This is a genomic window from Pseudomonas sp. URIL14HWK12:I5 (assembly GCF_900176445.1).
In the GTDB taxonomy this organism is placed as follows: domain Bacteria; phylum Pseudomonadota; class Gammaproteobacteria; order Pseudomonadales; family Pseudomonadaceae; genus Aquipseudomonas; species Aquipseudomonas monteilii.
In genome coordinates this window covers 1-25,895 of the sequence record NZ_FWXQ01000011.1, presented here as the reverse complement: position 1 = coordinate 25,895, position 25,895 = coordinate 1, and the positions used below count along the sequence as shown (strand labels likewise).

The 25,895-nt window shown below is 66.5% G+C and carries 9 protein-coding genes; all 9 read right to left on the bottom strand.

The window, feature by feature from the left end:
* Positions 1-8: 8 nt before the first annotated feature.
* Positions 9-3,101, bottom strand: a complete 3,093-nt coding sequence (locus B9A31_RS22785) for a multidrug efflux RND transporter permease subunit (RefSeq protein WP_084297394.1) — start codon at positions 3,099-3,101, stop codon at positions 9-11.
* A complete protein-coding gene (locus tag B9A31_RS22780; RefSeq protein ID WP_084297393.1) occupies positions 3,098-4,261 on the bottom strand; it encodes an efflux RND transporter periplasmic adaptor subunit in 1,164 nt (387 codons plus the stop codon). The genes B9A31_RS22785 and B9A31_RS22780 overlap by 4 nt, the downstream gene beginning before the upstream one ends.
* A 153-nt stretch (positions 4,262-4,414) precedes the next feature.
* Positions 4,415-5,149, bottom strand: a complete 735-nt coding sequence (locus B9A31_RS22775; RefSeq protein ID WP_019099757.1) for a YkgJ family cysteine cluster protein — start codon at positions 5,147-5,149, stop codon at positions 4,415-4,417.
* Positions 5,146-5,457 carry a hypothetical protein gene (locus tag B9A31_RS22770; protein ID WP_019099758.1) on the bottom strand — a complete coding sequence of 104 codons (312 nt, stop codon included), beginning with the start codon at positions 5,455-5,457 and terminating at the stop codon, positions 5,146-5,148. Before B9A31_RS22770 ends, B9A31_RS22775 begins: the two co-directional genes overlap by 4 nt.
* An 88-nt stretch (positions 5,458-5,545) precedes the next feature.
* Positions 5,546-6,445, bottom strand: coding sequence for a chemotaxis protein (locus tag B9A31_RS22765; RefSeq protein WP_019099759.1), 900 nt, complete (start codon positions 6,443-6,445; stop codon positions 5,546-5,548).
* 171 nt (positions 6,446-6,616) lie between these two features.
* On the bottom strand, positions 6,617-7,801 hold the full coding sequence (locus B9A31_RS22760) for an HlyD family type I secretion periplasmic adaptor subunit (RefSeq protein WP_027609920.1): 1,185 nt from the start codon (positions 7,799-7,801) through the stop codon (positions 6,617-6,619).
* Positions 7,798-9,966, bottom strand: a complete 2,169-nt coding sequence (locus tag B9A31_RS22755; protein WP_019099761.1) for a type I secretion system permease/ATPase — start codon at positions 9,964-9,966, stop codon at positions 7,798-7,800. The genes B9A31_RS22760 and B9A31_RS22755 overlap by 4 nt, the downstream gene beginning before the upstream one ends.
* Positions 9,963-11,399 (bottom strand): TolC family outer membrane protein, encoded by a 1,437-nt coding sequence (locus B9A31_RS22750; protein WP_025754800.1) that lies wholly within the window; start codon positions 11,397-11,399, stop codon positions 9,963-9,965. Before B9A31_RS22750 ends, B9A31_RS22755 begins: the two co-directional genes overlap by 4 nt.
* A 63-nt stretch (positions 11,400-11,462) precedes the next feature.
* Positions 11,463-25,895, bottom strand: a 14,433-nt coding sequence (locus B9A31_RS22745) for a BapA/Bap/LapF family large adhesin (RefSeq protein WP_143512083.1), incomplete at its 5' end; no start/stop codon positions are given.

The window sequence follows — 25,895 nt, the reverse complement described above, 5'->3', positions numbered from 1 at the left end:
GTCTTGTCCTAGCTGGCACTTGGCGCTGCCGCACGGGCAGTCCGGCGGCGGTGGAACAGGCGCTCCAGGGCCAAGTATATGACCGGGGTGGTGAACAGCGTCAGGGCCTGGCTCACCAGCAGGCCGCCCACCACTGCAATGCCCAGTGGCTGACGCAACTCGGCGCCGGTGCCGAAGCCGAACATCAGCGGCACCGCGCCCAGCAAGGCTGCCAGGGTGGTCATGATGATCGGACGGAAGCGCGTCAGGCACGCTTGATGAATCGCCTGCTCCGGCGTCAGGCCCTGATGGCGTTGGGCCTCCAGGGCAAAGTCGATCAGCAGGATGCCGTTTTTCTTGACGATGCCGATCAGCAGCACCACGCCGATCAGCCCCATGATGCTGAAGTCCTGGCCCATGGCCCATAGCAATAGCAGCGCACCCAGGCCGGCTGAGGGCAGGGTGGAAATGATGGTCAGCGGGTGGACGAAGCTTTCGTACAGCACGCCGAGGATGATGTACACCGCCACCAGCGCGGCCAGGATCAACCACGGTTGGCTCGACAGCGAACTCTGGAAGGCCTGGGCCGCGCCCTGGAAGTTGCCGCTGATGGAGTCGGGTATGCCCAGCTCGCGCTGGGTGCGGTCGAGGATGCGCACCGCATCGCCCAGGGCCACGCCGGGGGCCAGGTTGAACGACAGGTTGGCCGCCGGGAACAGGCCGTCGTGGCTGATCGACAAGGGGCCGGTGCTGGGCGGCGCCACGTGGGCGACTGCCGACAGCGGCACCATCTCGTTGCTCAGCGGCGAGCGCAGGTAGAAGTAGTTGAGGCTCTCGGCCTTGCCACGCTGCTGCGCATCCAGTTCCAGGATCACCTTGTACTGGTTGGTGTCGGTCTGGAATTCGCTGATCTGCCGCTGGCCGAAGGCGTCATACAGCGCCTGGTCGACATCGGTGGTGGTCAGGCCGAAGCGCGCGGCGGCCTGGCGGTCGATGTCGATGCGGGTGACGCTGGCGCCCAGTTGCAGGTCGTTGGACAGGTCGCGGAACGCCGGGTTTTCCCGCAGCCGGTCGGTCAGGCGCTGGGTCCACCGGTTCAGGGCCTCGCCGTCGTTGCTCTTGAGCACGTACTGATACTGGGTGCGTGATGGGCCTGAGCTGAGGTTGATGTCTTGGCCGGCGCGCATGTACAGGACAATGCCCGGTACCTGGGCCAGCTTGGGCCGTAGCCGGTCGATCAGTTCGCTGGCTGACACATCGCGCTCGCCGCGTGGCTTGAGGGCGATCCAGAAACGGCCGTTGGCGATGGTCTGGTTGCTGCCGGTAACGCCCACCGAATGGGAGAACGCGCGCACGGCCGGGTCTGCCCCGATGATCTTGGCCAGCGCCTGGTGCTTCTCGATCATCGACGGGTACGAGACATCCGCCGCTGCTTCGCTGGTGCCCAGAATGAAACCGGTGTCCTGCAGCGGGAAGAACCCCTTGGGGATGGCCACGTAGCCGGCCACCGCCAACGCCAGGGTCACGCCAAACACACCGAGGGTCAGGCGCTGGTGGGCAAGGGCGCGGTTCAGGCCCTTTTCGTACCACCCGACCAGGCGTTCGCCAAAGCCGCCCTTGTGTTCTCCGGGTGGGCGGCGCATGAACAGCGCGCAGAGGGTTGGCGCCAAGGTCAGCGAAACCACCACCGAAATCAGGATGGTGGCCGTGGCGGTCAGGGCAAACTCTTTGAACAGCCTCCCGACCACACCGCCCATGAACAGCAGCGGGATGAATGCGGCAACCAGCGAGAAACTGATCGACACCACGGTAAAGCCGATTTCCCCGGCACCCTTGAGCGCCGCCGTTCGGCTGTCGTCGCCGGCCTCCAGGTGGCGGTGGATGTTCTCCACCACCACGATGGCATCGTCCACCACGAAGCCCACGGAGATGACGATGGCCACCAGGGTGAGGTTGTTCAGGCTGAAACCCAGGATGTACATCAACGCGCAGCTGGCGATCAGCGACACGCCCAGCACGCTGGATACCACCATGGTTGCCGACCACTGGCGCAGGAACAGTGCCATTACCCCGATCACCAGGGCCACGGCGATCATCAGCGTCAGTTCCACTTCGTGCAGTGAGGCGCGGATGGTCTGGGTGCGGTCCTGCAGCACCGACACTTCGATCGAGGCTGGCAGCATCTCTTGCAGTCGGGGCAGGGCGGCCAGCACCCGGTCTACGGTATCGACGATGTTGGCCCCGGGCTGGCGGAAGATCACCAGGTTCAGCCCTGGCTGGTCGCCGGACCAGGCCTTGACGTAGGCGTTTTCGGCACCGTTGATCACCTTGGCCACGTCCTTGAGGTGTACCGGGGCGCCATCGCGGTACGAGACGATCAGTTGCGCGTAGTCCTCGGGGTGGAACAGCTGGTCGTTGGCGGCGATGGTCGACACGCTGTGCTCGCCGTACAGCGCGCCCTTGGCCAGGTTCAGGCTGGTCTGCTGGATGGCCTGACGCAGGTCGGCCAAGGTCAGGCCGATGGCGGCCAGCTTCTCGGGCTGCGCCTGCACGCGGATTGCCGGGCGCAGCTGGCCGGTGATGTTGATCAGGCCCACCCCGTCGATCTGGCTCAGCTGGCGGGCCAGCAGGGTTTCGGTGTAGTCGCTGAGGTCGTTGCCGGGCATCTGGTCGGAGCTGACCGTCAGCACCAGCACCGGGCTGTCGGCCGGGTTGACCTTGCGCCAGGTTGGCGGGTTGGGCAGGTCTTGCGGCAGGCGCGCAGTGGCGGTGTTGATCGCCGCCTGCACTTCCTGGGCGGCGGTGTCGATGTTCTTGTCGAGGGTGAACTGCAGGATCAGGGTGGTCGAGCCCAGCGCGCTGCTGCTGGTCATCTGGGTCATGCCGGGGATGGCGCTGAACTGCACCTCCAGCGGCGTGGCCACCGATGAGGCCATGGTTTCCGGGCTGGCGCCGGGCAGCTGGGCGGTCACCTGGATGGTCGGGAAGTCCGCCTCCGGCAACGGCGCCACCGGCAGGCGTGGGAAGGCGATGGCCCCCAGCAGCACCAGGGCAAAGGTCAGCAGCAGGGTGGCGATGGGGTGGTCGATGCACCAGGCGGAAACACCGTTGCGCGTGTTCATGGCTGGCTCCGGCGGTCGGCCATTTCCGACGGCGCGGGAGCATCAGGCGTTACCTCGACCTGCGCGCCCGGCTTGAGCCTTGACTGGCCATCGAGCACCAGGCGCTCGCCTGGCTTGACCCCGGCAATGATGTTCAGCCCGCTGTCCTGGTACAGCACCTTCACCGGCACGCTGGTGACCTTGTCGCCGTCCAGTCGGTAGACGAAGTGCCCGTCGACGCCGCGTTGCACCACCGGCGGCGGCACCACCAAGGCGTTTTCTTCCACGGCGGTGCGCAGGCGGATGGTGACCAGCTGGCCCGGCCACAGTCGGCCGTCCTTGTTGTCGAACTCGGCCTTTACCCGCACGGTACCGGTGGTGCCGGAAATCTGGTTGTCGATCAGTGCCAGGTGGCCTTCACCGAGCAGGCTGCGGTCGCCGTCGGCGTCCATGTAGGCCTGCACCAGCGCCGGGGTAGGTGCCTTGAGCAGGCTTTGCAGGGTTGGCAGCATCTGCTGCGGCAGGGCGAATTCGACGGCGATGGGGTCGATCTGGGTGACGCTGAACAGGCCTTGGGTATCGCTGGTGCGTACCAGGTTGCCTGGGTCGACATTGCGGATGCCGACGCGCCCGGTAACCGGTGAACGGATCTGCGTGTAGGAAAGCTGCACTTCTGCGTTGGCGATGGCGGCCTGGTTGCCCTTGACGGTGGCCTGCAACTGGTTGACCAGCGCCTGTTGCTGGTCGAGGGTCTGCTTGGATACGCCGTCGTCGCTGCTGAGCAGGCGGTAGCGCTTGAGGTCGACGCCGGCCACCTGAATCTGAGCCTGGCTTTGGCCGAGCTGGGCGCGGGCCTGGTCGAGGCTGGCGCGGATGCTGCGGTCGTCAAGGGTGGCGAGCAGGTCGCCTTCCTTGACCCATTGCCCTTCCTTGACCAGCACCTGGGTGAGCACGCCCTCGACTTGTGGCCGCACCTCGACGCTGTGCAGCGACTGAACTGTCCCGATGGCGCTGGCGTACCGCGGCACGTCCTGCTGGGCGACGCTGACCACGCGCACGGGGATGGCCGCCTGCGCACGGGCAGCGGGTGCAGGCTGGCGCTGGCTGTACCAGCTGCCCGCTACCACCAGGACAAGAAGCGTCAGGGCGGCGAAGATGACAGAGCGGGACGGACGTCGCATCGGTGCGGGCACCTTGGCCAGAAGGGAGGGAAGGGCTGTCTGTATACAGCTTATAGCCCCCGAACCGGGTCGGCAGCGTGACCGCTGGCTGACAGCGCTGTCAGTTTCGCTCACGGCAGAATGCGATCCCGTGTAGGCGCGCGTAGGTTTTGCCTAGAAACCAATAAAGGCGTAATACACCGGAGTTTCGCTGGTAGTGCGCAAACCAAGCCCCTGCAAACTCGCGACCAGCGCCTCATCCTGCACATGCAAGGTCCACTGCCCCCCGTGATCCCCCTGCACCTGCGCCAGCGCAGTGGCAAATGCCCCCATATCCGGCAGGTAAGCTGTAAAACCATTCCCCTTGAGCGCACTGGTGGTCATGCCCAGCGCCTGGCACACCGCCACCTTGGCAGCAATGTCATCCCGGTCGGCCTGCCGTGAGGCTTGCACCAGCGCTTCCAGCTCCGCATCGACCAGTTGCGTACCGTGGATCAGTTCCGGCCCCTGCTGCCAGGCTTCTGGCGGGCAGTCCTTGTTGTCCGGGCGCAGCGGAATGTGTGGGTTGATCTCTACCGGGTAGATGCGACAGACCAGCGGGCGCTGGTCGTAGATCGTGCAAAGGTCGTTGTCGTCGAGGTTGCGGCAGCGCCCGGGGTTGAAGGCGGCAAAGGTTACTGACACGCGTGCTTCGCCGTTACCGCAGTGCACGGGATGGGAGCGGCGCATGACATGCTCGCGCTGTTCAGCCGGCATGCCGGGGCCGTCGGCGATGAACGCCTCGATCAGCACCACTACCTGGCCGGCATCGTCCGCCCAGCGTCGCGCTTCATCAAGCGTCAACGGTACATGGTGGCCCGTGCAGCATTTGCCGCAACCGGTACAGCCAAATCGCAAGCTGTCGGTCACTTGGCCTCCGGGCTCCACTCGCTGACAAAGGCACGCTGGTGCTGGCGATCGTACAGGCACAACTCCGTGCCGGTGCGCTGCTGCATGTGCTTCTGTGGGTAGACGCCTTCGATCAGCAGCGCGCTCATGCCCACCTGGTCATCGAACTCGGCGAGCTTGCCACGGGCGTGGGCGTCCTTGAACTGGCTGGCGGCCAGGCAGGCCTTGAGCATCTGTTGGCGCTGCTCGTTCCAGGCCTGGCTGCTGGAGGCCTGTGCGATACCGCTGAAGAGGGCGCAGCTGATCAGGATGGAGCTGAAAAACTTCATACGCAGTTCCGGCAGTTTTCTTCCGAGGGGCGCGAATTATGCCCGACTCACCCCCGGCGGCAAGCCGGGGAAGTTGTCGCTGAATATATCAGCGCTCGGTGAACACCACGGTACGCGCGGCCACCACCAGACAATCGGTCAGCTCCGGTGAGGAGAACTTGGTGAGGATGGCGTTGGCCCCTGCCTGGGTTGCCTTTTCGCTGCTCATGGCGCTGTCCAGCGAGGTGTGCAGCAGCACGTACAGGTGCTGGAAGTCGGGCGTTTCGCGCAAGGTGCGGGTGAAGGCGTAGCCGTCCATCTCGCTCATTTCGATGTCGGAGACGATGATGTTGATCTCCTGCGCGGTGCCTTGCAGCTCCAGCAGTACATTGATGGCGTCCTTGGCGCTGCGCGCGGTGTGGCATTCGATGCCCAGGTTGCGCAGGGTGTGCACCGACTGCTGCAGGGCTACCTGGCTGTCGTCCACCACCAGGATATTGGCGGCGGCCAGCAGGCTGGCGTCTTCTTCGCTCAAGGTGCCGTGATGCGGCTCGGCCACCGGTGGGGCGATGGCATGGATGACTTTTTCGATGTCCAGCACCTGCACCAGGGTGTTGTCCACGCGGGTTACGCCAGTGATGAACGAGCGGTTGCCTGAGCCAAAGGGCGGCGGTTTGATGTCGGTGCTCAGGCAATGCACGATGCGGCTGACCGCCTGCACATGCAGGCCTTGGCGCGACCGGCTGATCTCGGTGACGATCAGGCAGCCGCCGTCCGGGTCGGCCAGGGGCCGCTCGCCAATGGCGCGGGACAGGTCGATGACCGACAGCGAATGGCCGCGCAAGGTCGCCACGCCTTTTACGTGGGGGTGCGCCTCGGGCAGCTTGGTCAGCGGCGGGCAGGGGATGATCTCGCTGACCTTGAGCAGGTTGATTGCCATCAACTTGCCGCTGCGCAGGGTGAACAGCAGCAGGGACAGCGAGTCCGCGCGGGCATTTTGCGTGGCCATGGTGACCTTCGGTGGGGAACAGGGGATAACCGGTTATCGGCCCTTTGGTGGCTGGCTTTAGGGTGGTGATGGCAGATGATGGGTTCGCCTTGGCTTTTTGGTTGCCGATGCGACCGAGCGCCGCCCGCGCGGCGCTCGGTCGCACCAGCAACACAAAAATCACGTCGTACTCTAGCGTTCGCGCAGGGCCTCCCTGGCCCGGTTCAGTGGCTTGATCAGGTAATCCAGAATGGTCTTCTCCCCGGTGCGGATATCCACCGTGGCCACCATCCCCGGCACAATTGCAAAGTGCTTGCCGGCCTTGTTCTGCAAGCTGTCCTGCTCGGTACGGATGAACACCCGGTAGTAGTAGATCTCGGGCTTCACTTCATCCTGCAAGGTGTCCGGCGAAATGCCCACCACCTTGCCATCCAGCCCGCCGTACACCGAATAGTCATAGGCACTGATCTTGACCTTGGCCGCCTGGTCCGGGTGAATGAAGGCAATGTCACGCGGGGCAATGCGGGTTTCGATCAGCAGGCGTTCGTCCATCGGCACGATCTTCATCACCTGGCCCCCGGGCTGCACCACGCCACCCAGGGTGTTGACCTCGATGTCCTTGACGATGCCACGTACTGGCGAACGCAAGGTCAGGCGGGTAAGCGAGTCGCTGCGCCCGCGCACCACTTCCGACAGGCTGTCGGCCTCGGCGCTGGCCTTGGCCAGTTCTTCCCGGGCCCGCACCAGGTAGTCGGAGCGGGCTTCGTTGGCCTTCAGTTCAAGCTCTGAACGCTGGCGGTTAAGGCGGATCACTTCGACCCGGCTCGAAGCGCCCATCTTGGCCAGGTTTTCGGTGATCTTCAGTTCACTGCGCACCAGTTGCAGTGAGTCCTGGATGCCCGCCAGGGTTTGCTCCAGGCCGCGACGGCGGGTCTGGTACAGCGCGGTTTCGGCGTCGATCAGCTCGGGCGAGTCGCGCAGGCTGTCGGGGAAGGTCAGCGGCTTGCCGGTCACCTCCGCCTGCAGGCGAGCCTGGCTGGCCTTCGCGGCGCGGTACTTGGCTTCACTTTCGCCAACGCTGGAGGCGGTCTTGGTCGGGTCGAGCTGGGCCAGCACCTGGCCGCGCTCGACCAGGTCGCCCTCGGCCACGCTCATCTGCGCCACGATGCCACCCTCGAACGACTGGATCACCTGCTCCCGCGAACTGGGGATCACTTTGCCAGTGCCGGTGGATACCTCGGTCACCTCGAACCAGGCGGCCCAGGCCAGGAACGCGGCCAGCATCAATGCACAAATCGTGATGATACGTCCGGCGCGGAATACCGCCTGGTCGTCCTGCCCATCCAGGTAGGAGGCCGGGAGTTCATGGTTGCTCATGCCTGGGCTCCTTGCAGTTTGGCCAGCGCGGCATCGCGGGTGTCATCGATGACAATGCGCCCGCCGTCGAGCACGAGGATGCGGTCGACCCGTTGCAGCACGCTCAGGCGGTGCGTGGCGATCACCAGAGTGCGGCCCTGGCAGAAGCGTTCGAGGTTATCCAGCAGCTTGCGCTCGGTCATGTCGTCCAGCGAGGCGGTGGGTTCGTCCAGCAGGAGCACTTGCGGTTGGCGTACCAGAAGGCGCGACAGCACCAGGGCCTGGCGCTGGCCGCCCGACAAACCCAGGCCACCTTCCAAAATCAGGTGGTCCATGCCCTTGGGCAGGCGGCGCACGAAGTCCAGTGCGCCGGTGGCCGCCAGCGCGGCCACCAGTTCCTGGTCGCTGGCCTGGCCGGCACCGAGGGTGAGGTTTTCCCGCAGCGTGCCGTGGAACAGGCGCGCGTATTGCGGCAGTAGACCCACGTCACGGCGCAGGTCGGCGGGGTCGAGGTGGGCCAGCGCGATGCCGTCCAGGCTGACGTCGCCTTGCACCAGGTCCATGGCCCCGCCCAGGGCTTGCAGCAGGGTCGACTTGCCAGCGCCATTGCGCCCGAGCACGGCAATGCGCTCGCCCGGTTGAATGTCCAGTTGGCCGATATTCAGTACCGGCGGCGATTCTTCGCTGTAGCGGAAGTTGGCCTGGCGCAGGCGATACTCGCCACGAATGGCTGGCAAGTGTACGCGGGCTTCACCTTCGGGGTGGTCGACCGGCGACTGCATCAGTTTATCCAGCCCTTGCAGGGCCACCTTGGCTTGTTGCCAGCGGGTCAATACATGGGTCAGTTGCGCCAGCGGCGCCATCATCCGCGACGACAGCATCGACGCCGCCACCAGGCTACCGGTGGTGAGGTCGCCGGCGATCACCATGGGCGCGCCGATCACGATGACCACGGCAAACACGGCGCCCTGTACGTTCTGCGTCCAGGTCACCAGGCCATTGGTGAGGGTGCGCAGGCGCAGGTTGGTGTGGGCGCAGGCCGCGTTGTACTGGTTCCATTGCCGCTCGAAGCGCGCCTCGGCTTGCAGTGCCTTGATTTCGTCCAGGCCCTGGATGCTTTCCACCAGCATGGCGTTGCGCAGCGCCGACTCGCGCATGGAGGCGTTGGCCAGCCGCGCCAGGCGCCGCTGTGCCAGCACCCCGGGCACTACCATGGCCAGCAGTGCGACCAGCGGGATGAACACCAGCACGCCGCCGATCAGCCAGAACACCAGCAGGAACAGCAGGAAGAACGGCAGGTCGGCCAATACCGTGGCCGTGCTGGAGGTGATGAGGTCGCGGATCGATTCCAGCTCGCGCAGTTGCGAGATGAACGACCCGGTGGACTTCGGCCGCACCGAGTTGCGCAGGCGCAACGCATGCCCGTAGACCAGGTCGCTCACCCGCAGGTCGGCACGCTTGCCGAGCAGGTCAGTTACCTTTAGCCGCAGCAGGCGCATGCTGAAGTCGAACACCAGCGCCAGCACCACGCCGCCAAACAGCACGTACAGGGTGGGCAGCGATTCGGCCGGGATTACCCGGTCATACACCTGCATCGAGAACAGCACCCCCGCAAGGGCCAGGACGTTAGCCACCAGCGAGGCGACCATCACTTGCCCATACGGGCGCAGGTCGCGCAGCACGATGCGGGCGAACCAGTGGCGGTCGTAGGGCGCGGTGTAGTCGTCGGTGCGCACGTCGCGCAGCGGCCGTGCCGGGCGCAGCAGGGCGACGCGGTTGATGCGGCCTTTGAGGCTGTCACGCGGCAGGCGTGAGGTCAGGCCCTGGTCGCCGGCAAATACCACCGCCAAATCGTCTTCTTCAGTGACTGACTCGACCACGGCCAACTGGCCGTCATCCAGCTCCAGCACCAACGGGGTGCGCCATTGCCGCAAGCCCTTGGCATCGAAGCGCACGAAGCGCAGGGCCAGCCCAGCCTGACGCGCCATGTGGCGGAGGATTTCGTCCAGCGGGCGGGCGTCCTCGACGGCGGCCAGGCGGATGCGTTGTGGTGACACGTCCAGGCGGTAGTGATGCGCTACTTGCAGCATCACCTCCAGCCATGGCCCAAGGTCTGGCCGGTGAGCCGCTTCGGGCGCAGCAGCGGGCGCCTGGTTAGGCAGGGTTACATTGATGGAATCGGTCATGGCTGGATCTCCACCCCTTGCAGGTTGCGCCCCTCAAGGCCAAAGGCCGTGCGCAGGGCGCCGGTGTTGTACAGGCAGTCGACATCCAGGCGCAGCAGGTCGGAGCGGGTGCCGGCGAGTTCGAAGCGTGACTGGTAGATCTCCTGCTCGGCGTTGAGCAGGTCGAGCAGGGGCCGCGTGCCCAGGTCCAGGTACTGTCGGCCGTACAGCATGCGCGCTTCCTGGATGCTCGCCTGGCGCGCCTCCAGCGACGTCAGCCGCCGGCCCAGCCCGGAGGTTTGCGCCATGGCCTCGGCCAGGCCGCGACGGGCCTGCAGGCGTGCCGCATCCTCGGCGGAGTCGGCGGCGGTCAGCGCGTGGCCTGCAGCGCGTGTGCGGGCGCTGATGGCGCCGCCCTGGTAGATGGGCACCTCGACGTTCAGGTAGATGCCGGCCTGGGTGCGGTCCAGGCGCGCGTTGTCGCGGTTGTAGTCGTCGTCCAGGTAGTGGTTGACCTGGGGTTGCAACGACAGGGTCGGGTAGGCCTCGGCCTTGGCCTGGGCCAGTTCGGCCTGGCCTTGGGCGCGCTGGGCCAGGGCCATCAGCACGGCGGGCAGGCGATCATCGCCCTGCGAGGGCCGCTTGCAGGCCTGGTTCAGCTCGGGCGGTGCCTGCTCGGTCAGCGCTGGTGGGGTAACGCGCCCCATCAGCGCCGCCAGGGTGGAACGCCAGCGTTCATACTGCGACTGGTATTCCTCCAGCGTGGCGCGTGCGCTTTCCACGCGGGACTCGGCTTGCACCACGTCGGAGCGGGTGCTGGCGCCCATGTCGCTGCGCTGACGGGCCATGCCGGCAATGTCGCCGACCCCGCGAATCTGGTCGCGGGCGATGGTCATCAGTTGTTCGTAGCGGCGGGTTTCGATCCAGGCGTAGGCCGTGTCGCGGGCCAGCTCGTCGACCACCAGCAGGATGTTGGCCTGGGCGCGGGCGGCGGCGGCCTGGGCCGCGCTGACGGCACTGTCTACCTTGCCGAAGTCGTAGAGCATCTGCTTGAGCGACAGGTTCAGTGCCTGGCTGTTGCGGTCACCGCCGTAACCGGTGTCATAGCCGGTGCGGATACCGCCGGAAATCTGCGGGTAATACCCCGCACGGGCGACGTTGATGCCTTCACCCTGCTTGTACAGGTTGCCGATGGCCTCGGCGATGCTGGGGTGCCATTGCGCGGCTTGCAGCACCGCGTCGGTCAGCCCCAGGCGCTCGCCACTGGCCACCGGGGCCATGCCGATAGCGGGGCGGGCGGGTACCGCTTCGGGCGCATCGCGTAGCAGCGATGGCCCGATCTGGCGCAGTTGTGGGTCGATGTCGTCGGCTGCCTGGGCGGCCGGATGGAAGTTCAGCACCAGGAGCCCGAAGGCGCCCAGCAACAGCGGTGACAGCGGACTGCTTCGCTTCACATAGTTCCCTTACTGCTGGTCGTCCATGCCGCCGGGCGCGTGCCCGGCGGGTTTGCAGCGGCCTCAGACCACATGGATACCGTTCTGCACCCACAGGTGATGGCTCGGATCCTCCTGGGCCGTGTATTGGTTATAGTCGATGCCGTCGGCGGTTTGGTTCCCGACCAGCGTCCAGTTGTCTGTCATGTGAACCGTGTCTTTGTCGTCCCCCTTGATGATCAGTGTGTCGTTGCCGGTTTCGGTGATGGCCACCACGTCCGCCAGGTTCAGGGTCAGCGCCACCGCGCTGGTGTCGTTGAGGTCGATGACTTCGATGTCATGCACCCGATCGGCCAGGTTGCCCAGGTCGATGCTGGCATCGCCGCCGCCCCACAGCAGGGTGTCGGTCCCTGTGCCGCCCTCGACGCTGGCGAAGTTCTGGTCGACCACCACCAGGGTGTCGTCCCCTGCGCCACCCTGCAGGGTGATATGGCCACCCTGGCTGCCATCGAGGTGGTCATTGCCGTCGGTGCCGGCGATCACCTCTGTGGAAGCGGATGCGGCCACACTGGCCAGTGCTACCCCTTCGTCACCGGTATCGGAGAGCAGCGACATCGTGCTGGTGAGACCAGCGGCGTTGTCCAGGTTGATGGTGAGCGTTGCGGTGTCGGTGGTGCCGTTGGGGTGGGTCAGCTCGTAGGTGAAGGTGTCGTGCTGGCCGACGGCTGTCGACGTGAGCCCTGAGTTGAGGGTGTAGGTGTAGCTGCCGTCGGCATGCACCAGCAGCGTGCCGTAGGTGCCCGCCACGCTCACCCCGTTATAGCCCGGGATGGTGTAGGTGTTGGCCGCCGTCAGCACGCTCAGCACGGTCAAGGCCGAACCCACGGTGTCATCCGCGAGCAGGTTGCCGGTTGCCGTGGTCGCGCTGCTGACCACGAACTCGGTGAGGTGCGTGGTGGTGGCGTTTACGCTGGTGGTGATGGAACTGAGCAAGCCGATGCCGCCCGCTGTAACGCGTATGTGGTAGGTACCCGTCCCCTGGTTCTGGAAGGTATAAGCCGCACCGCCCCCCAGCAGGCTGACCAATGAGCTGCCAGGCACCGACTGCACCAGCACATACTGGCCGGTGGCCGGATTGAGCTTGAGCAACTCGATGGTGGTGCCGTTGAGCAGGCTCAACAGGTTGGTGGAGTTGACCACCACTTGCAGGTTTGCCGTGGTATCGGCTGCAACCGCGGTGGTGTAGGTGGCCTGGCGCGTGCCAATTACCGGCAGGCTCAGCGTGCCCAGCGAGCTGCTGCTGGTGTCTACACGGTTGACCAGGGTCAGGTGGCTGAAGCCGACGTCGTTGACGGCATCTACCACTGTGGCCGGCGCACCGTAGTTGATGTCGCTCCACACCTCCGTGGCCTGCGGGCTGTCGATACGCACATACAGGTTGGCGGAGTCGGACAGGCCGTTCGCATGCACCAGCTGGTAGCTGAACACATCGACCTTGCCGACACTGCTCGGGCTGCCGTTTGGCGTGTAGGTGTAGCTGCCGTCCGCGCGGATCACCAGGGTGCCGTACAGGCCTTGTACCGTGGTGGCGCTGCCGGCCGCGACATAACTGCCGTCCTTGAACACCTGGAGCACGGCGGCGCTGTCCGGGCCACGTGCATCGACAGTGCCATCGGTGCCCACATCGGTGATGACGTTGCCGGTGGTGGCGGTGCCTGTCCCGGTGAACTCGGTCAGGCTGGTGGCCGTGATGTCCAGCGAAGTGGTCACGTTGGTGATCAGGCCAATACCGCCACTGCCCACGGTCAGGCGGTAGTCACCGGCTTGCAGGGTACCGATATCGACCTGCAGGCCGAGTGGTAGCACGATCAGGTCGAGCAGGCCCTGGGTGTTGCCGGTGGCAAGCGTCACCCAGGCGCCCGTAGCGTCTTTCACTTGCAGGGTGAACGTGGAGTTGTTGAGCAGCGCCAGTACGCTGTTGGTGGTCAGTGTCAGGGTCGGGTCCACCGTGGTGCCGGCGGCTACGGTCCAGGTGTAGGTCTTGGTGAAGCCCGACAGCAGGGTGGTGAAGCTGTCGGTGTAGGTCTTGGTTGCAGTGACCGGTACCAGGTTGACCGTTGCCGTTGCCAGGTTGTCGCTGGCGATGACCGGGGCGTTGGCATCCACATCGGGCGCGGTGATGGTGACGTTGCCCGACACGTTGCCACGCGGGTCGGTGAGGCCGACCGAAAGGACCTGGCCGTTGTCCTGAGGTGGGCTCAGGGTCACGGTGAAGCTGCCGTTCGGTTGTACGGTCGCGGTTTGCAGCACGGTACCGCTGGCGCTGCGCACAGTGACGGTGGCGCCTGCTTCGCCGGTGCCGGTGAGGGTACTGCCGTCGGCACTGATCTGCAGGTTTCCGGCCACTGCAGGCGGGGTCAGGTCCGGTGCAGTCAGGGCGGTGCCGGTAGACACGTTGCCGGCACTGTCGGTGAGGGTGACGCTGAGCGCCTGGTTGTCGATTTGCGCGGCAGCCAAGCTGACTACGAACAGGCCGTTGGTGCCCACCGTTGCGGTACCCAGGACGGTGCCGGCACTATTGCGCACGGTGACGGTGCTGCCGACCTGGCCAGAGCCGCTGACCAAGGTGCCGTTGGCGTTGATGACCGCCACCGGGGCTGCGGGCGGCGTGGTGTCCGGTGCGGTCAAACTGGTGCTGGCGGACAGGTTGCCGGCTGCATCGGTCTGGCGCACCACCAGCAATTGCCCATCGTTCTGTGGCGAGGTCAGGGTGATGCTGAAGGAGCCGTTGGCTTGCACCACGCCGGTACCCACCTGGCCACTCGGGCCTTGCACGGTGACGGTAGCGCCTGCTTCGCCGTTACCGGTCAGTACCGTGCCTGTGCCGTTGATGGCCACGTTGGTCGGCACGGCTGGCGGCTGGACATCGACTGCCGTGTAGCTGGTGCTGCCAGACGCGTTGCCTGCGGCGTCGGTCTGGCTCACGCCCAGTACCTGGCCGTTGAGCTGCGCCGCGTTGAGGTTGACGGTGAACACGCCACCGCCATTCACCAACGCCGTTCCAAGCACGTTGTTGCTGGCATCACGTACGGTCACTGTGGCACCGGCCTCACCGGTACCGGTAAGCACCAGGCCATTGGCCGACAGGCTGGTAACCACCGGGTTGGCCGGTGGGGTGATGTCGGCCGCTTGCAGGAAGACCGGCTGCGATTCGCCGCCCAGCAGGGAGACTGCCGTCACCGAGATGTGCTGGCCGTTGAGTTGAGCCGCGTTCAGCGTGATGCTGAAGCTACCCGTTCCGATGTTGGCGGAGCCTGAACCGATCAGGTTGCCGGCAGCATCGTAGACGCGAATGCTTGCGCCGGCTGCGGCCGTACCGGTCAAGGTAAGGCCGTCGCTGCCCAGTATCGCATTGGTCGGAGGTTCGGGTGGCGGTACCAGAGGGGTGATGTACGTCACGGCCCCTGAGGTATTGGTACCGTCGGACTGGCTCACGGAGAGGAGTGCGGCTGAGCCCGGCGTCGGCGAAAGGTTTATCTGGAAGTTGCCAGCGGCATCCACCAGACCGGTCCCGATCACGGTGCCGGTGGGGCCACCGATTCTGACGGTGACCGTGGCATTGGCTTCGCCCCTGCCGGTTAACGAGCTATAGGTATTGTCGATCGCCAGGTTGGTCACCACGGCGGGTGGCGAGGTGTCGTTGGTCTGGTAGCTGGCGGGTATCGAGGCATTGCCGGCAGCATCCGTGGACACCACGGTCAGCAGTTGGCCATTGTTCTGAGCCGGGTTGATGGCAACGGTGAACTCGCCATTGCCACCCACCACCACTGTACCCACGAGGCTGTTGTCAGGGCCACGAACAGTGATGGTGGAGCCGGCTTCCGCCGTACCGGTCATCGACGTGCCTGCCGGGTTGAGCAGCAGGTCGCCTGGCTGCACCGGTGCTGTCAGGTCTGGCGCGGTTACCTGCAAGGGCGCCGACGGGTTGCCGGTGGCGTCCTGGGCGATCACCGTCAGTACCTGGCCATTGATTTGCGGGTTGTTCAGGTCGAGCACAAAGGTGCCGTCCGGGTCGACTGTGACCTGGCCCAGCAGGTCGCCGTTGTTGTTGACCACGGTGACGCGGGTGCCGGCTTCGGCGGTACCGATCAGTTGGGTGCCGCTGTCGTTGAGGCTGGCGATCACGGTGGCCGGCGGGGTGATGTCCAGCGCCGTGACCGTGCTGACCGTCGATACGTTGCCGCTGCTGTCGGTCAGGGTGACCTGCAGCAGTTGGCCATTCAGTTGCGGTGTATCCAGCTCGACCACGAAGGTGCCATTGGCAGCCACCACGGCAGTGCCGATCTGTGTGGTGCCGACATACACGCGCACGGTAGCGCCCGCTTCGCCGACACCGCCCAGTTCATCGCCTGCCACACTGAGCTGCAGCCCGGTTGCGGCGGCGGGGGGCGTATAGTCCGGTGCTTGAACGGTGACCGGCAAGCTGATGTTGCCGGGTGGGTCGGCCTGCTGCACCGACAGCACCTGGTGGTTGATTTGCGCGGGCGAAAGCTCGACGCGGAAGGTGCCGTCTGCCAGCACTGTGCCGGTACCCAGCACGGTGCCGGCGGCATTGCTGACGGTGACCGTCGCGCCTGCTTCGCCCAGGCCGCTGACCACACTGCCGTCGGCGTTGATCACCACGGCGGTAAGGGGAGCTGGCGGTGTGAAGTCCGGGGTTTGCAGGGTGGCCACGGCCGACACGTTGCCGGTGGCATCGGCCTGGGTGAAGCTGAGCAGTTCGGCGTTGCCCAACGCCGGGGTGAGGGTGATGGTGAAGTGGCCGCTGGCATCGACGGTGGCGCTGCCGATTGGCTGGCCTGCCGGGTTGGTGACGGTGACCAGCGCGCCCACTTCGCCGCGGCCGGTGATGGTCACGCCATCGCTGGATATTGCCAGCGCGGTGGGTGCTGCGGGTGCCGTGGTGTCCGGTGCAGTGATGGCACTGGCGGCGGACTGGTTGCCGGCGGCATCGGTCAGCACCACCTGCACCTGCTGGCCGTTGGCCTGAGGCGAGGCGAGGTTGACCTGGAACGTGCCGTCGGCGCGTACCGTTGCGTTGCCCAGCACCGTGCCGTCGGCGGCCAGCACGCGAACAGCAGCCCCCGTTTCACCGGTACCGTTGAGCAGGCTGCCACCGCCAGCGAAGGCCAGGTTGCCAGCCGCATCCGGCGCCACGCGGTCGGGGGCGGTCAGGCTGACGCTGTTGGACTCGTTGCCGGCCACATCGGACTGGCTGGCGCTGAGCTGTTCGCCGTTGATCTGCGCGGCGCTGAGGTTGACGCTGAAGTTGCCGCTGGCATCGACCACGGCGGTGCCCAGGTCGATCCCTCCTTCGCCGATGACGGTGACGGTGGCACCTGGCTCACCGCGCCCAGTGAGTACCAGGCCGTCGTTGGACAGCACCAGGTTGGTCAGTGGTTGCGGTGCCGTGGTGTCCGGTGCCTGCAGGGTCGCCGGCAGCGAGACTGCGCCGTCGCTGCCGGTGGCGCTTACCTCCAACCGTTCGCCGTTGGCCTGGGCGCTGCCGAGGTTGACGGTGAAGGTACCGTCGTTGGCTACCGGGCTGCTGCCCAGCAATACGCCGTTGGGGCCATACACCTTGACCGTGCTGCCCACCGTCGCGGTACCGGTCACCGACAGGCCGTCGGCGGCCAGTACCAGGTTGTCCGGTGTCGCCGGTGCCAGAAGGCCCGGCGCGGTGACGTTTTGTGCAGGGGAGACGTTCTGTGCGGCGTCGGCCTGGACCACGCTCAGGCTTTCACCGGTGATCGCGGCTGGCGACAGGGTGACGCTGAAGTGGCCGTCGGCGCCGACCGTGGCGGTGCCCAGCACGGTGTTGTCGGGTGCCCGTACGGTGACGGTCGCACCGGCTTCGCCATTGCCTGTCAGGGTGGTGCCACTGGCAGACACCGCCAGGTTGGTAACGGCCGCTGGCGGCGTGGTATCGGCTGCGGTGTAAGGCGCGGCCGGTGAAACGTTGCCGGCCGCGTCGGTAGCCGTTACCTGCAGGGTCTGCCCGTTGGTCTGGGCGCTGTTCAGGGTGACCTGGAAGGTGCCGTTGCTGCCGGTTGTCGCCGTGCCCAGCACGTTGCCGCTGGCATCGCGCACGGTCACGGTGCTGCCGGCTTCGGCGTTACCGGACAGTTGCAGCCCGGTGGCGGCGAGGGCCAGTGCAGTCGGTGCAGCGGGTGGGGTGAAGTCCGGCGCGGTAACGGCCACGGCGGCAGAGGTGTTGTTGCCTGCGTCGGTCTGCGTAACGCTCAGGTGCTGGGCGTTGAGCTGGGCGCTGTTCAGGGTGAGGGTGAAGCTGCCGTTGGCGGCCACCAGTCCAGTGCCGATGATGGTACCGTCCGGGCCGCGCACGGTGACTGTGGCACCCGCTTCGCCCAAGCCGGTCAGGGTCAGGCCGTTGTTGTTCAGCACCACGTTGGTGAGTGGGGTCGGTGGGGTCAGGTCCGGGGTGGCCACATTGACGGCTGGCGAGGTGTTGCCGGCGGTATCCACTTGCGTCACGCCGATGGCCTGGCCGGTGGCTTGCGGGGTGTCGAAGGTCACGGTGAAGCGACCGTCGGCGCCCACCGTGGCCGTGCCCAGCAACGCACCGGCGGCGTTGCGCACCTGCACGGTAGCCCCCACTTCGCCACTGCCGGACAGCTGCCGGCCGTCCTGGCTCAGCTCCGGATTGGTGATGGCGGCAGGCGGCGTGCGGTCTGGCGTCGTCAGGCTGGCCGGGCCGGAAATGTTACCGGCGGCATCGCTGAGGGTGACTTGCAACGCGCTGCCGCTGGTTTGCGCGCTGGGCAGTGTGATCTGGAACTGCCCACTCTGGTTGACGGTGCCGGTGGCCAGGATGGCACCACTGGCATCGCGTACGGTCACGGTGGCGCCGGCTTCGCCCTGGCCGCTGAGCACGGTGGCCGCGCTGTTGAGGCTGAGGTTGCTGGCGGCCAGCGGTGCCTGCAGGTCAGGGGCTTGCAGGGTGGCCGCGAGCGAGACGTTACCCGCCGCGTCGGCCTGGGTCACGATCAGGTTCTGGCCGTTGGCGACAGCGGGTGAGAAATCGATGCTGAACAGGCCGTTGCTGCCGACGGGCGCGGTTCCCAGGAGATTGCCCTGCGCATCGGTCACGCGCACGGTAGCACCCACTTCGCCTTGGCCTGTCAGCGTGCTGCCGGTGGCGTTGAGGACGACTTGGGTCGGTGCGTTTGGCGCCGTGGTGTCGTTGGCCACGACAATGGCTGGCACCGAAGGCTGGCCATCGACGGTAGCCTTGGCGCTGACCTGCAAGATCTGGGCGTTGAGCTGGGCGTTCTGGAAGAACACCCTGAAGGTGCCATCGCTGCCGACCGTGGCGGTGCCCAGGGTGGTGCCACCGGAGGTCACGGTAATCAGCGAGCCGACCGTACCTTGGCCGGTCAGCAGGAAGCCGTCGGCACTGATGGACAGGGCCGAAGGTGTGGCCACCTCGGTGCCGGTCGGGCCGGCAAGTGGCACTTCGGAGGATTCATTGCCGGCAGGGTCGATCACCACCACATCGACGGTTTCGCCGGTGGCCAGTGGCGGGTCGACGTCAACCACGAAGGTGCCGTCTGGCCCGACGGTTATCGTGCCGCGCACGCCGCTACCATCCTGATTGCGGATTTCCACTGTGCTCCCAGGTTCCGCGCTACCTCCCACTGTGCTGCCATCCGGGCTCACGGTCAGGCCGGTGGCCGCATCCGGGTCGGTTGTATCCGGGGCGTTGACGGAGACCGGAGCAGAGTCGTTACCGGCTGCATCGGTCACCACCACGGTCACCGTCTGGCCATTGGTCAGCGGGGTATCCAGCGGTACGCTGAAACTGCCATCCGGATTGACGGCCACCACGACCACATTGCCATTCCCGTCGTCCACGGACACTGAGTTGGCGCCAGGCGCATTGCCGGTGACGGTGCTGCCGTCCGGACTGACCAGCACGCCCGTGGGCACTGCCGGTGGCGTGATGTCCGGCGCATTGATCTGGCCGGGAAGGGACACATTGCCGGCAGTATCGGTCAGGGTCACGTTGAGTGACTGGCCGTCCAGTTGGGCGGGCGAGAGTGGCACGGTGAAGCTGCCACCTGCCGGCACGACGATGGTACCCACCAGGGTGCCGTCGGTAAGCCGCACTTCCACCGTGGACCCTGCTTCACCAGTACCCTGGATGGCGTTGCCGCCTGGGGTGATGGTGAGGCCGCCCGGCGCTGTTGGCGCGCTGCTGTCATCGGCGGTGAAACTGGCAGACGGTGAGGCATTGCCATCGCCATCGATCAACACCACCGACAATACTTCGCCGTTGGTCTGGGCGGGGGCGAGTGGTACTTCGAACGTGCCGTCGGGCTCCACCTGAATGGTACCCAGCAGGTCGCCTGCCGCGTTGCGAACTTCTACCGTGGTGCCTGCCTCGCCCTGGCCGCTGAGCAGTGTGCCGGTCGGATCCAGGCCCAGGCCTTGCGCTGGCAGCGGTGCCTCCAAGTCAGGCGCGGTCACGGTGCCGGCTGGGGAGTCGTTGCCGGCGCTGTCCGCCTGGGTCACAGACAGCGTCTGGCCATTGAGCTGGGGCGGGTCGATGCTCACCAGGAAGCTGCCGTCTGGCTGAACCGTGGCGGTGCCCAGCACGGTACCTGCTGTATTGGTAACACTCACCTGCGCACCTGGCTCGCCACTGCCGGTGATGGTCCTGCCATCGCCAGACAGGGTCAGGCCGGTCGGGGTTGCCGGCAACTCGGTGTCCGGTGCCGGCAGGTCGGCCGCCGCCGACAGGTTGCCGGTTGGGTCACGCTGCTCCACGGTCAGTGCCTGGCCGTTGGTCTGTGGTGGAGTGAGGATGATTTCGAATGCACCGTTCGGGCCTGCCACGGCACTGCCCAGCACGCTGCCATCCGACCCACGCACGGTCACGGTGGCGCCAGGTTCGCCGCTACCAGTGACCGTGGTGCCTGTGCCATCGATGGTCGGGTTGGTGACCGCCTGCGGCGGCGTGGAGTCGGGTGCGGTGAAACTCACCGGGCCGGCGCTGTTGCCCAGGTTGTCGGTGGCCTCGACGCTCAGGCTCTCACCATTGCGCTGTGGCGCATTGAGGGTGACGTCGAACTTCCCGTCTGCACCCACTATGGCGGTGCCCAGCACGTTGCCGTTGGCATCGCGCACGGTGACGATGGAGCCGCTTTGGCCCTCGCCGGTCAGGTGAATGCCTGCGGTATCGATGGCCATCCCCGAGGGTTGCAGCGGGCCATCCAGATCGGGGGCAATGACGGTGGCGGTCGAGGTATTGCCGGCCGCGTCGCGCAGCACCACGTCCAGTTCCTGGCCGTCGGTTTGCGGCGGGTTGAGCACCACGCTGATCACGCCGTCGGCGCCGACCTGGGCGTTGCCCAGCACGACACCCTGGGCGCTGATGACCTGCACGGTGGTGCCCGGCTCGCCGCGGCCAGTGAGCAGGCTGCCATCGGCGCTCAGTTGCAGCTGGCTGGCTTCATTGGGTGGAGTGATGTCAGGGGCGGTGACCTGGGTCGGCAGTGACGCGTTGCCGGCACCATCCACAGCCACCACATCCAGGGTTTCGCCGTTGGCTTGTGCCGGGGTCAGTCCGATGGTGAAGCTGCCGTCCGGACCTGCCTGTGCGCTGCCCAGCACATTGCCCTGCGCGTCACGCACCTGCACCTGCGTGCCCGTCGGTGCGGTACCGGAAACGCTGGCGCCATCTGCGCTCACCACGACACCGCTGGGGCTCTCGGGCAGCGGTGCATCGGCAACCGTCACGCTAAGCCCTACCGATGTATTGCCGGCGGCATCGGTCTGCACCAGCACCAGGGTTTCGCCCGCCGCCAACGGCGTTTCGAGGTCGACCACGAAGGTGCCATTTGGCGCGACGGTGCCGGTGCCGAGCACCGTACCCTGCGCATCACGCACTTCCACCGTGGCACCGGGTTCGCCACGGCCAGACACGGCCAGGCTGCCATCGGCGGCCACCACGTCAGTGACGAGTGTCGGTGCCGTGATGTCCGGGGCCACATAGCTCAGCGGTACAGAGGTGTTACCTGTCGCATCGGTCACGGTAATGGACAGTGTTTCGCCATTGGCCTGTGGCGGGTTCAGGGTCAGGCTGAAGCTGCCATCCGGCTGGGCGATGGCGCTGCCGATCAGGTTGCCCAAGCCGTCTTTCACCTCTACCCGGGCACCGCCTTCGGCAGTACCGGTCAGGGTGTCGCCATTGGTCAACACCAAGCCCGTTGGTTGCAGGGGGGCCACAAGGTCTGGCGCGGTCAGTGGGCCAGGTGTGGAGACGTTGCCGGCGGCATCGGTCAGGGTCACCTGCAGGGAGGAGCCATCCACCACTGGGGTTGGCAACTGCACGTTGAAGCTGCCATCGGGTTGAACGGTGCCGCTCACCAGCACTTGGCCCTGGTCGTCGAGCACTTTGACGGTGGCACCCACTTCGCCGCGGCCTGAAACCGTACGGCCGTCGGCGCTGATCACCAGGTTGGTGGCTGGCGCCGGCGGCGTGGTATCGCCGCCGTTATCGATGACCGGCGCGGTAACGGTACCGGCTGTGGAGGCATTACCTGCGGCATCGGTGGCGGTTACCTGCAACTGTTCGCCTGCCACTTGCGGCGGGGTGAGGCCAATGCTGAAGGCCCCGCTGGCGCCCACCACGACACTGCCCAGCAGGGTAGTGCCGTCGGCGGCCAGCACGCGTACGGTGCTGCCGGCTTCGGCGCGCCCGGTCACTGCGCTGCCATCGGCGCTGACGGCCAGTTCACTTGGCGCGGCTGGGGCGGTGATGTCCGGCGCAGTCACTTGTGTCGGCAGTGACGAGGCCCCGTTGGTGTCGATGGCGATCACATCCAGCAGCTGGCCGTTGGCCTGGGCTGGGGTGAGCACAACGGTGAAGGTGCCCCCGGCACCCACTACGATGCTGCCAACCAGGTTCCCATTGGCATCGTGCACTTCCACACGGCTGCCGACTGGCGCCGAACCGCTGATGCTGGTGCCGTCCGCCGCGAACACCAGGTCGCTCGGGCTGGCCGGCGTGGTCACCAACGGTACGTCGAAGGTCAAAGCTTGGGAAGCGTTGCCGCTTGGGTCGGTCTGCACCAGGCTCAGGCGTTCGCCCGGCAGCGCGGCCGGGTCGAGGTCGAGCACGAAGGTGCCGTTGCCGGTCACCGTACCTGTGCCGATCAGTGTGCCATTGGTGTCCCGCACCTCAACGGTGGCACCGGCCTCACCGCGACCGCTCAGGGTCAGGCCATCGGCACCGACCACGATATTGCTGACCTGCGCAGGTGGGGTGATGTCCGGGGCGTTGAATTGCAGCGGCGTCGAGGTATTGCCGGCGGCGTCCACCAGGCGGATGTCGAGGACTTCGCCATTGGCCTGGGCGGGGGACAGGGTAACGCTGAAACTGCCGTTCGGGTTGACCACACCGGTACCGATCACGGTGCCTGAGGTGTCGCGTACTTGCACAGTGGCGCCAGGTTCACCGCTACCGGTCAAGGTAACGCCGCTGGCCAGGTCGAGGCCGGTGGGCTGAGCAGGGGACTGCAGGTCTGGGGAGGCCACCGTGCCTGGAGTGGAGGCATTGCCGGCGGCATCGGTCAGCACCACTTGCAGGGTGCTGCCATCGTTGACGGGCGGTGTCAGGGCGATCTGGAAGGTGCCGTCCGGGTTGACCGTGCCGCTGGCCAGCACGTTGCCTTGGGCATCGCGCACCTGCACGGTGGCACCCACCTCGCCACGGCCGCTCAGCTGGCCACCGGCCAGGCCAACGACCAGGTTGGTCGGCGCCAGGGGTGGCGTGGTATCGACACCGTCGATGTCGGGGGCTGTGACGCTAGCGGCGCCGGAAGCATTGCCGGCGGCGTCGGTGGCGGTGACTTGCAGCACTTCACCGTCCACTTGTGCCGGGGTGAGGGTGATGCTGAAACTACCGGTCGCACCCACCACCGCCGTGCCCAGTACCGTAGTGCCGTCGGCAGCCAGAACGCGCACGGTGCTGCCCACTTCGGCACGGCCGGTGACAACGGTACCGTTGGCATTGATCGCGAGTTCGCTTGGCGCGGCTGGCGGGGTGATGTCTGGCGCGCTGACCTGCACCGGCAGCGACGATGCCCCTGTGCCGTCGATGGCCACTACATCCAGCAGTTCGCCGTTGGCCTGGGCCGGGTTGAGGATGACGATGAAGGTGCCATCGCCGCCCACCACCACGCTGCCGACCAGGATGCCGTTGCCATCACGCACTTCCACACGGCTGCCCACCGGGGCAGAACCGGTGAGGCTGGTGCCATCGGCGGCAACCACCAGGCCGCTTGGGCTATCGGGGGCAGTGGTCAGTGGTACTTCATACTGCAAGGCTTCGGACGCGTTGCCGCTCGGGTCGGTCTGTACCAGGCTCAGCACGGCGCCTGGCTGGGCTGCCGGGTCGAGATTGACCGTGAAGGTGCCGTTGGCTCCGACCGTGGCGGTGCCGATGACGGTACCGCCCGCATCACGCACTTCGACGGTTGCACCCGCTTCGCCGCGACCGCTGAGCACCAGGCCACTGGCACCGACCACGACATTGCTGACGGCAGCAGGCGGGGTGATGTCGGGGGCGTCGAACTGCAGTGGCGCCGAGCTGTTGCCGGCGGCATCCACCACCCGCACATCCAGCGCCTCGCCATTGGCCTGGGCGGGGAACAAGGTGACGCTGAAGGTGCCGTCTGCGTTGACCAGGCCGGTGCCGATCACAGTGCCGGCGCTATTGCGCACCTGCACGGTGGCACCGGGTTCGCCGCGGCCGGTGAAGGTGACACCTTCGGCCAGGGCCAGGTCAGTAGGTTGCGCAGGGGCCTGCAAGTCCGGCGAAGTGACTGAACCGGGTTGCGAGACGTTGCCAGCGGCATCGGTGAGGGTGACTTGCAAGGTACTGCCGTTGTTCACGGCAGGAGCCAAGGTCACCGTAAATGTGCCGTCGGGGCTGACCGTACCGGTTGCCAGCACAGTACCTGCGGCGTCACGCACCTGCACGGTAGTGCCGGCTTCGCCACGCCCGCTCAGCTGGCTGCCGGCCAGGCCGACCACCAGATTGGTTGGTACGTCGGGTGGCGTGATGTCGCCACCGTCGATGTCTGGCGCGGTGACTGAACCTGCCGTCGAGGTGTTGCCTGCCGCATCGGTGGCGGTGACTTGCAGCACTTCGCCGTCCACTTGTGGCGGGCTGAGGGTGATGCTGAAGCTGCCGGTAGCGCCAACCACGACGCTACCCAGCACGGTAGTGCCATCGGCGGCCAGTACCCGCACGGTGCTGCCCGGTTCGGCACGGCCGGTGAGCACGGTGCCGTCGGCGCTGACAGCCAGTTCGCTCGGGGCGACCGGCGCGGTAATGTCTGGCGCGGTGATTTGCGTTGGTAGTGACGATACACCCGCATCATCGACGGCCACGACGTCCAGCAGTTCGCCATTAGCCTGGGCGGGGGCCAGAACGACAGTGAAGCTGCCATCAGGGCCGGCCACGATACTGCCGATCAGCGTGCCGTTGGCATCGTGCACTTCCACGCGGGTGCCGGCCGGCGCCGTGCCGCTGATGCTGGTGCCGTCCTCGGCGAACACCAGATCGCTGGGGCTGGCCGGGGCGGTGGTTATCGGAACTTCGAACTGCAGCGCTTCGGAGGCGTTTCCGCTGGGGTCGGTCTGCACCAGGCTCAGTTGTTCGCCGGGCTGCGCGGCCGGGTCAAGGTCGATCAGGAAGGTGCCGTTGGCACCCACTATGCCTGTGCCGATTACCGTGCCGTTGGCATCACGCACTTCGACGGTGGCGCCGGCTTCGCCACGCCCGCTCAGGGCCTGGCCGCCGTTGCCGACCACGATGTTGCTGACCGCCGCGGGCGGGGTGATATCCGGGGCATCGAACTGCAGCGGGGCAGAAGTGTTGCCGGCCGCGTCCACCAACCGAACGTCCAGCGCTTCGCCGTTGGCCTGGGCTGGGTTAAGGGTAACGCTGAACAGGCCATCGGCGCCCACTACCCCCGTACCAATGATGGTGCCAGCGGCATCACGCACCTGCACGGTGGCGCCTGGCTCGCCGCGACCGGTGAAGGTCACGCCATCGGCCAGGGCCAGGTCGGTGGGTTGAGCCGGAGGCAGCAGGTCGGCGGAGGTCACCGAGCCCGGCTGCGACACGTTGCCTGCAGCATCGGTCAGGGTGACTTGCAGAGTGCTGCCGTCGATCACGGCAGGGGTCAAGGACACCACAAAGGTACCATCCGGCCCAACGGTGCCAGTCGCCAGCAGGTTGCCCGCAGCGTCACGGACCTGCACGCTGGTGCCGGCTTCGCCACGGCCAGTGAGCTGGCTACCGGCCACGCCGATCACCAGGTCGGTCGGTGCTGCGGGTGGCGTGGTATCGACGCCGTCGATATCCGGTGCGGTGACCGAGCTGGCTGTGGATGTGTTGCCGGCCGCATCGGTGGCAGTGGC

Bases quoted from the DNA above. Each gene is read 5' to 3' on its own strand.
- B9A31_RS22785 (WP_084297394.1), bottom strand. From the start codon at position 3,101: ATGAACACGCGCAACGGTGTTTCCGCCTGGTGCATCGACCACCCCATC.
- B9A31_RS22780 (WP_084297393.1), bottom strand. From the start codon at position 4,261: ATGCGACGTCCGTCCCGCTCTGTCATCTTCGCCGCCCTGACGCTTCTT.
- B9A31_RS22770 (WP_019099758.1), bottom strand. From the start codon at position 5,457: ATGAAGTTTTTCAGCTCCATCCTGATCAGCTGCGCCCTCTTCAGCGGT.
- B9A31_RS22765 (WP_019099759.1), bottom strand. From the start codon at position 6,445: ATGGCCACGCAAAATGCCCGCGCGGACTCGCTGTCCCTGCTGCTGTTC.
- B9A31_RS22760 (WP_027609920.1), bottom strand. From the start codon at position 7,801: ATGAGCAACCATGAACTCCCGGCCTCCTACCTGGATGGGCAGGACGAC.
- B9A31_RS22755 (WP_019099761.1), bottom strand. From the start codon at position 9,966: ATGACCGATTCCATCAATGTAACCCTGCCTAACCAGGCGCCCGCTGCT.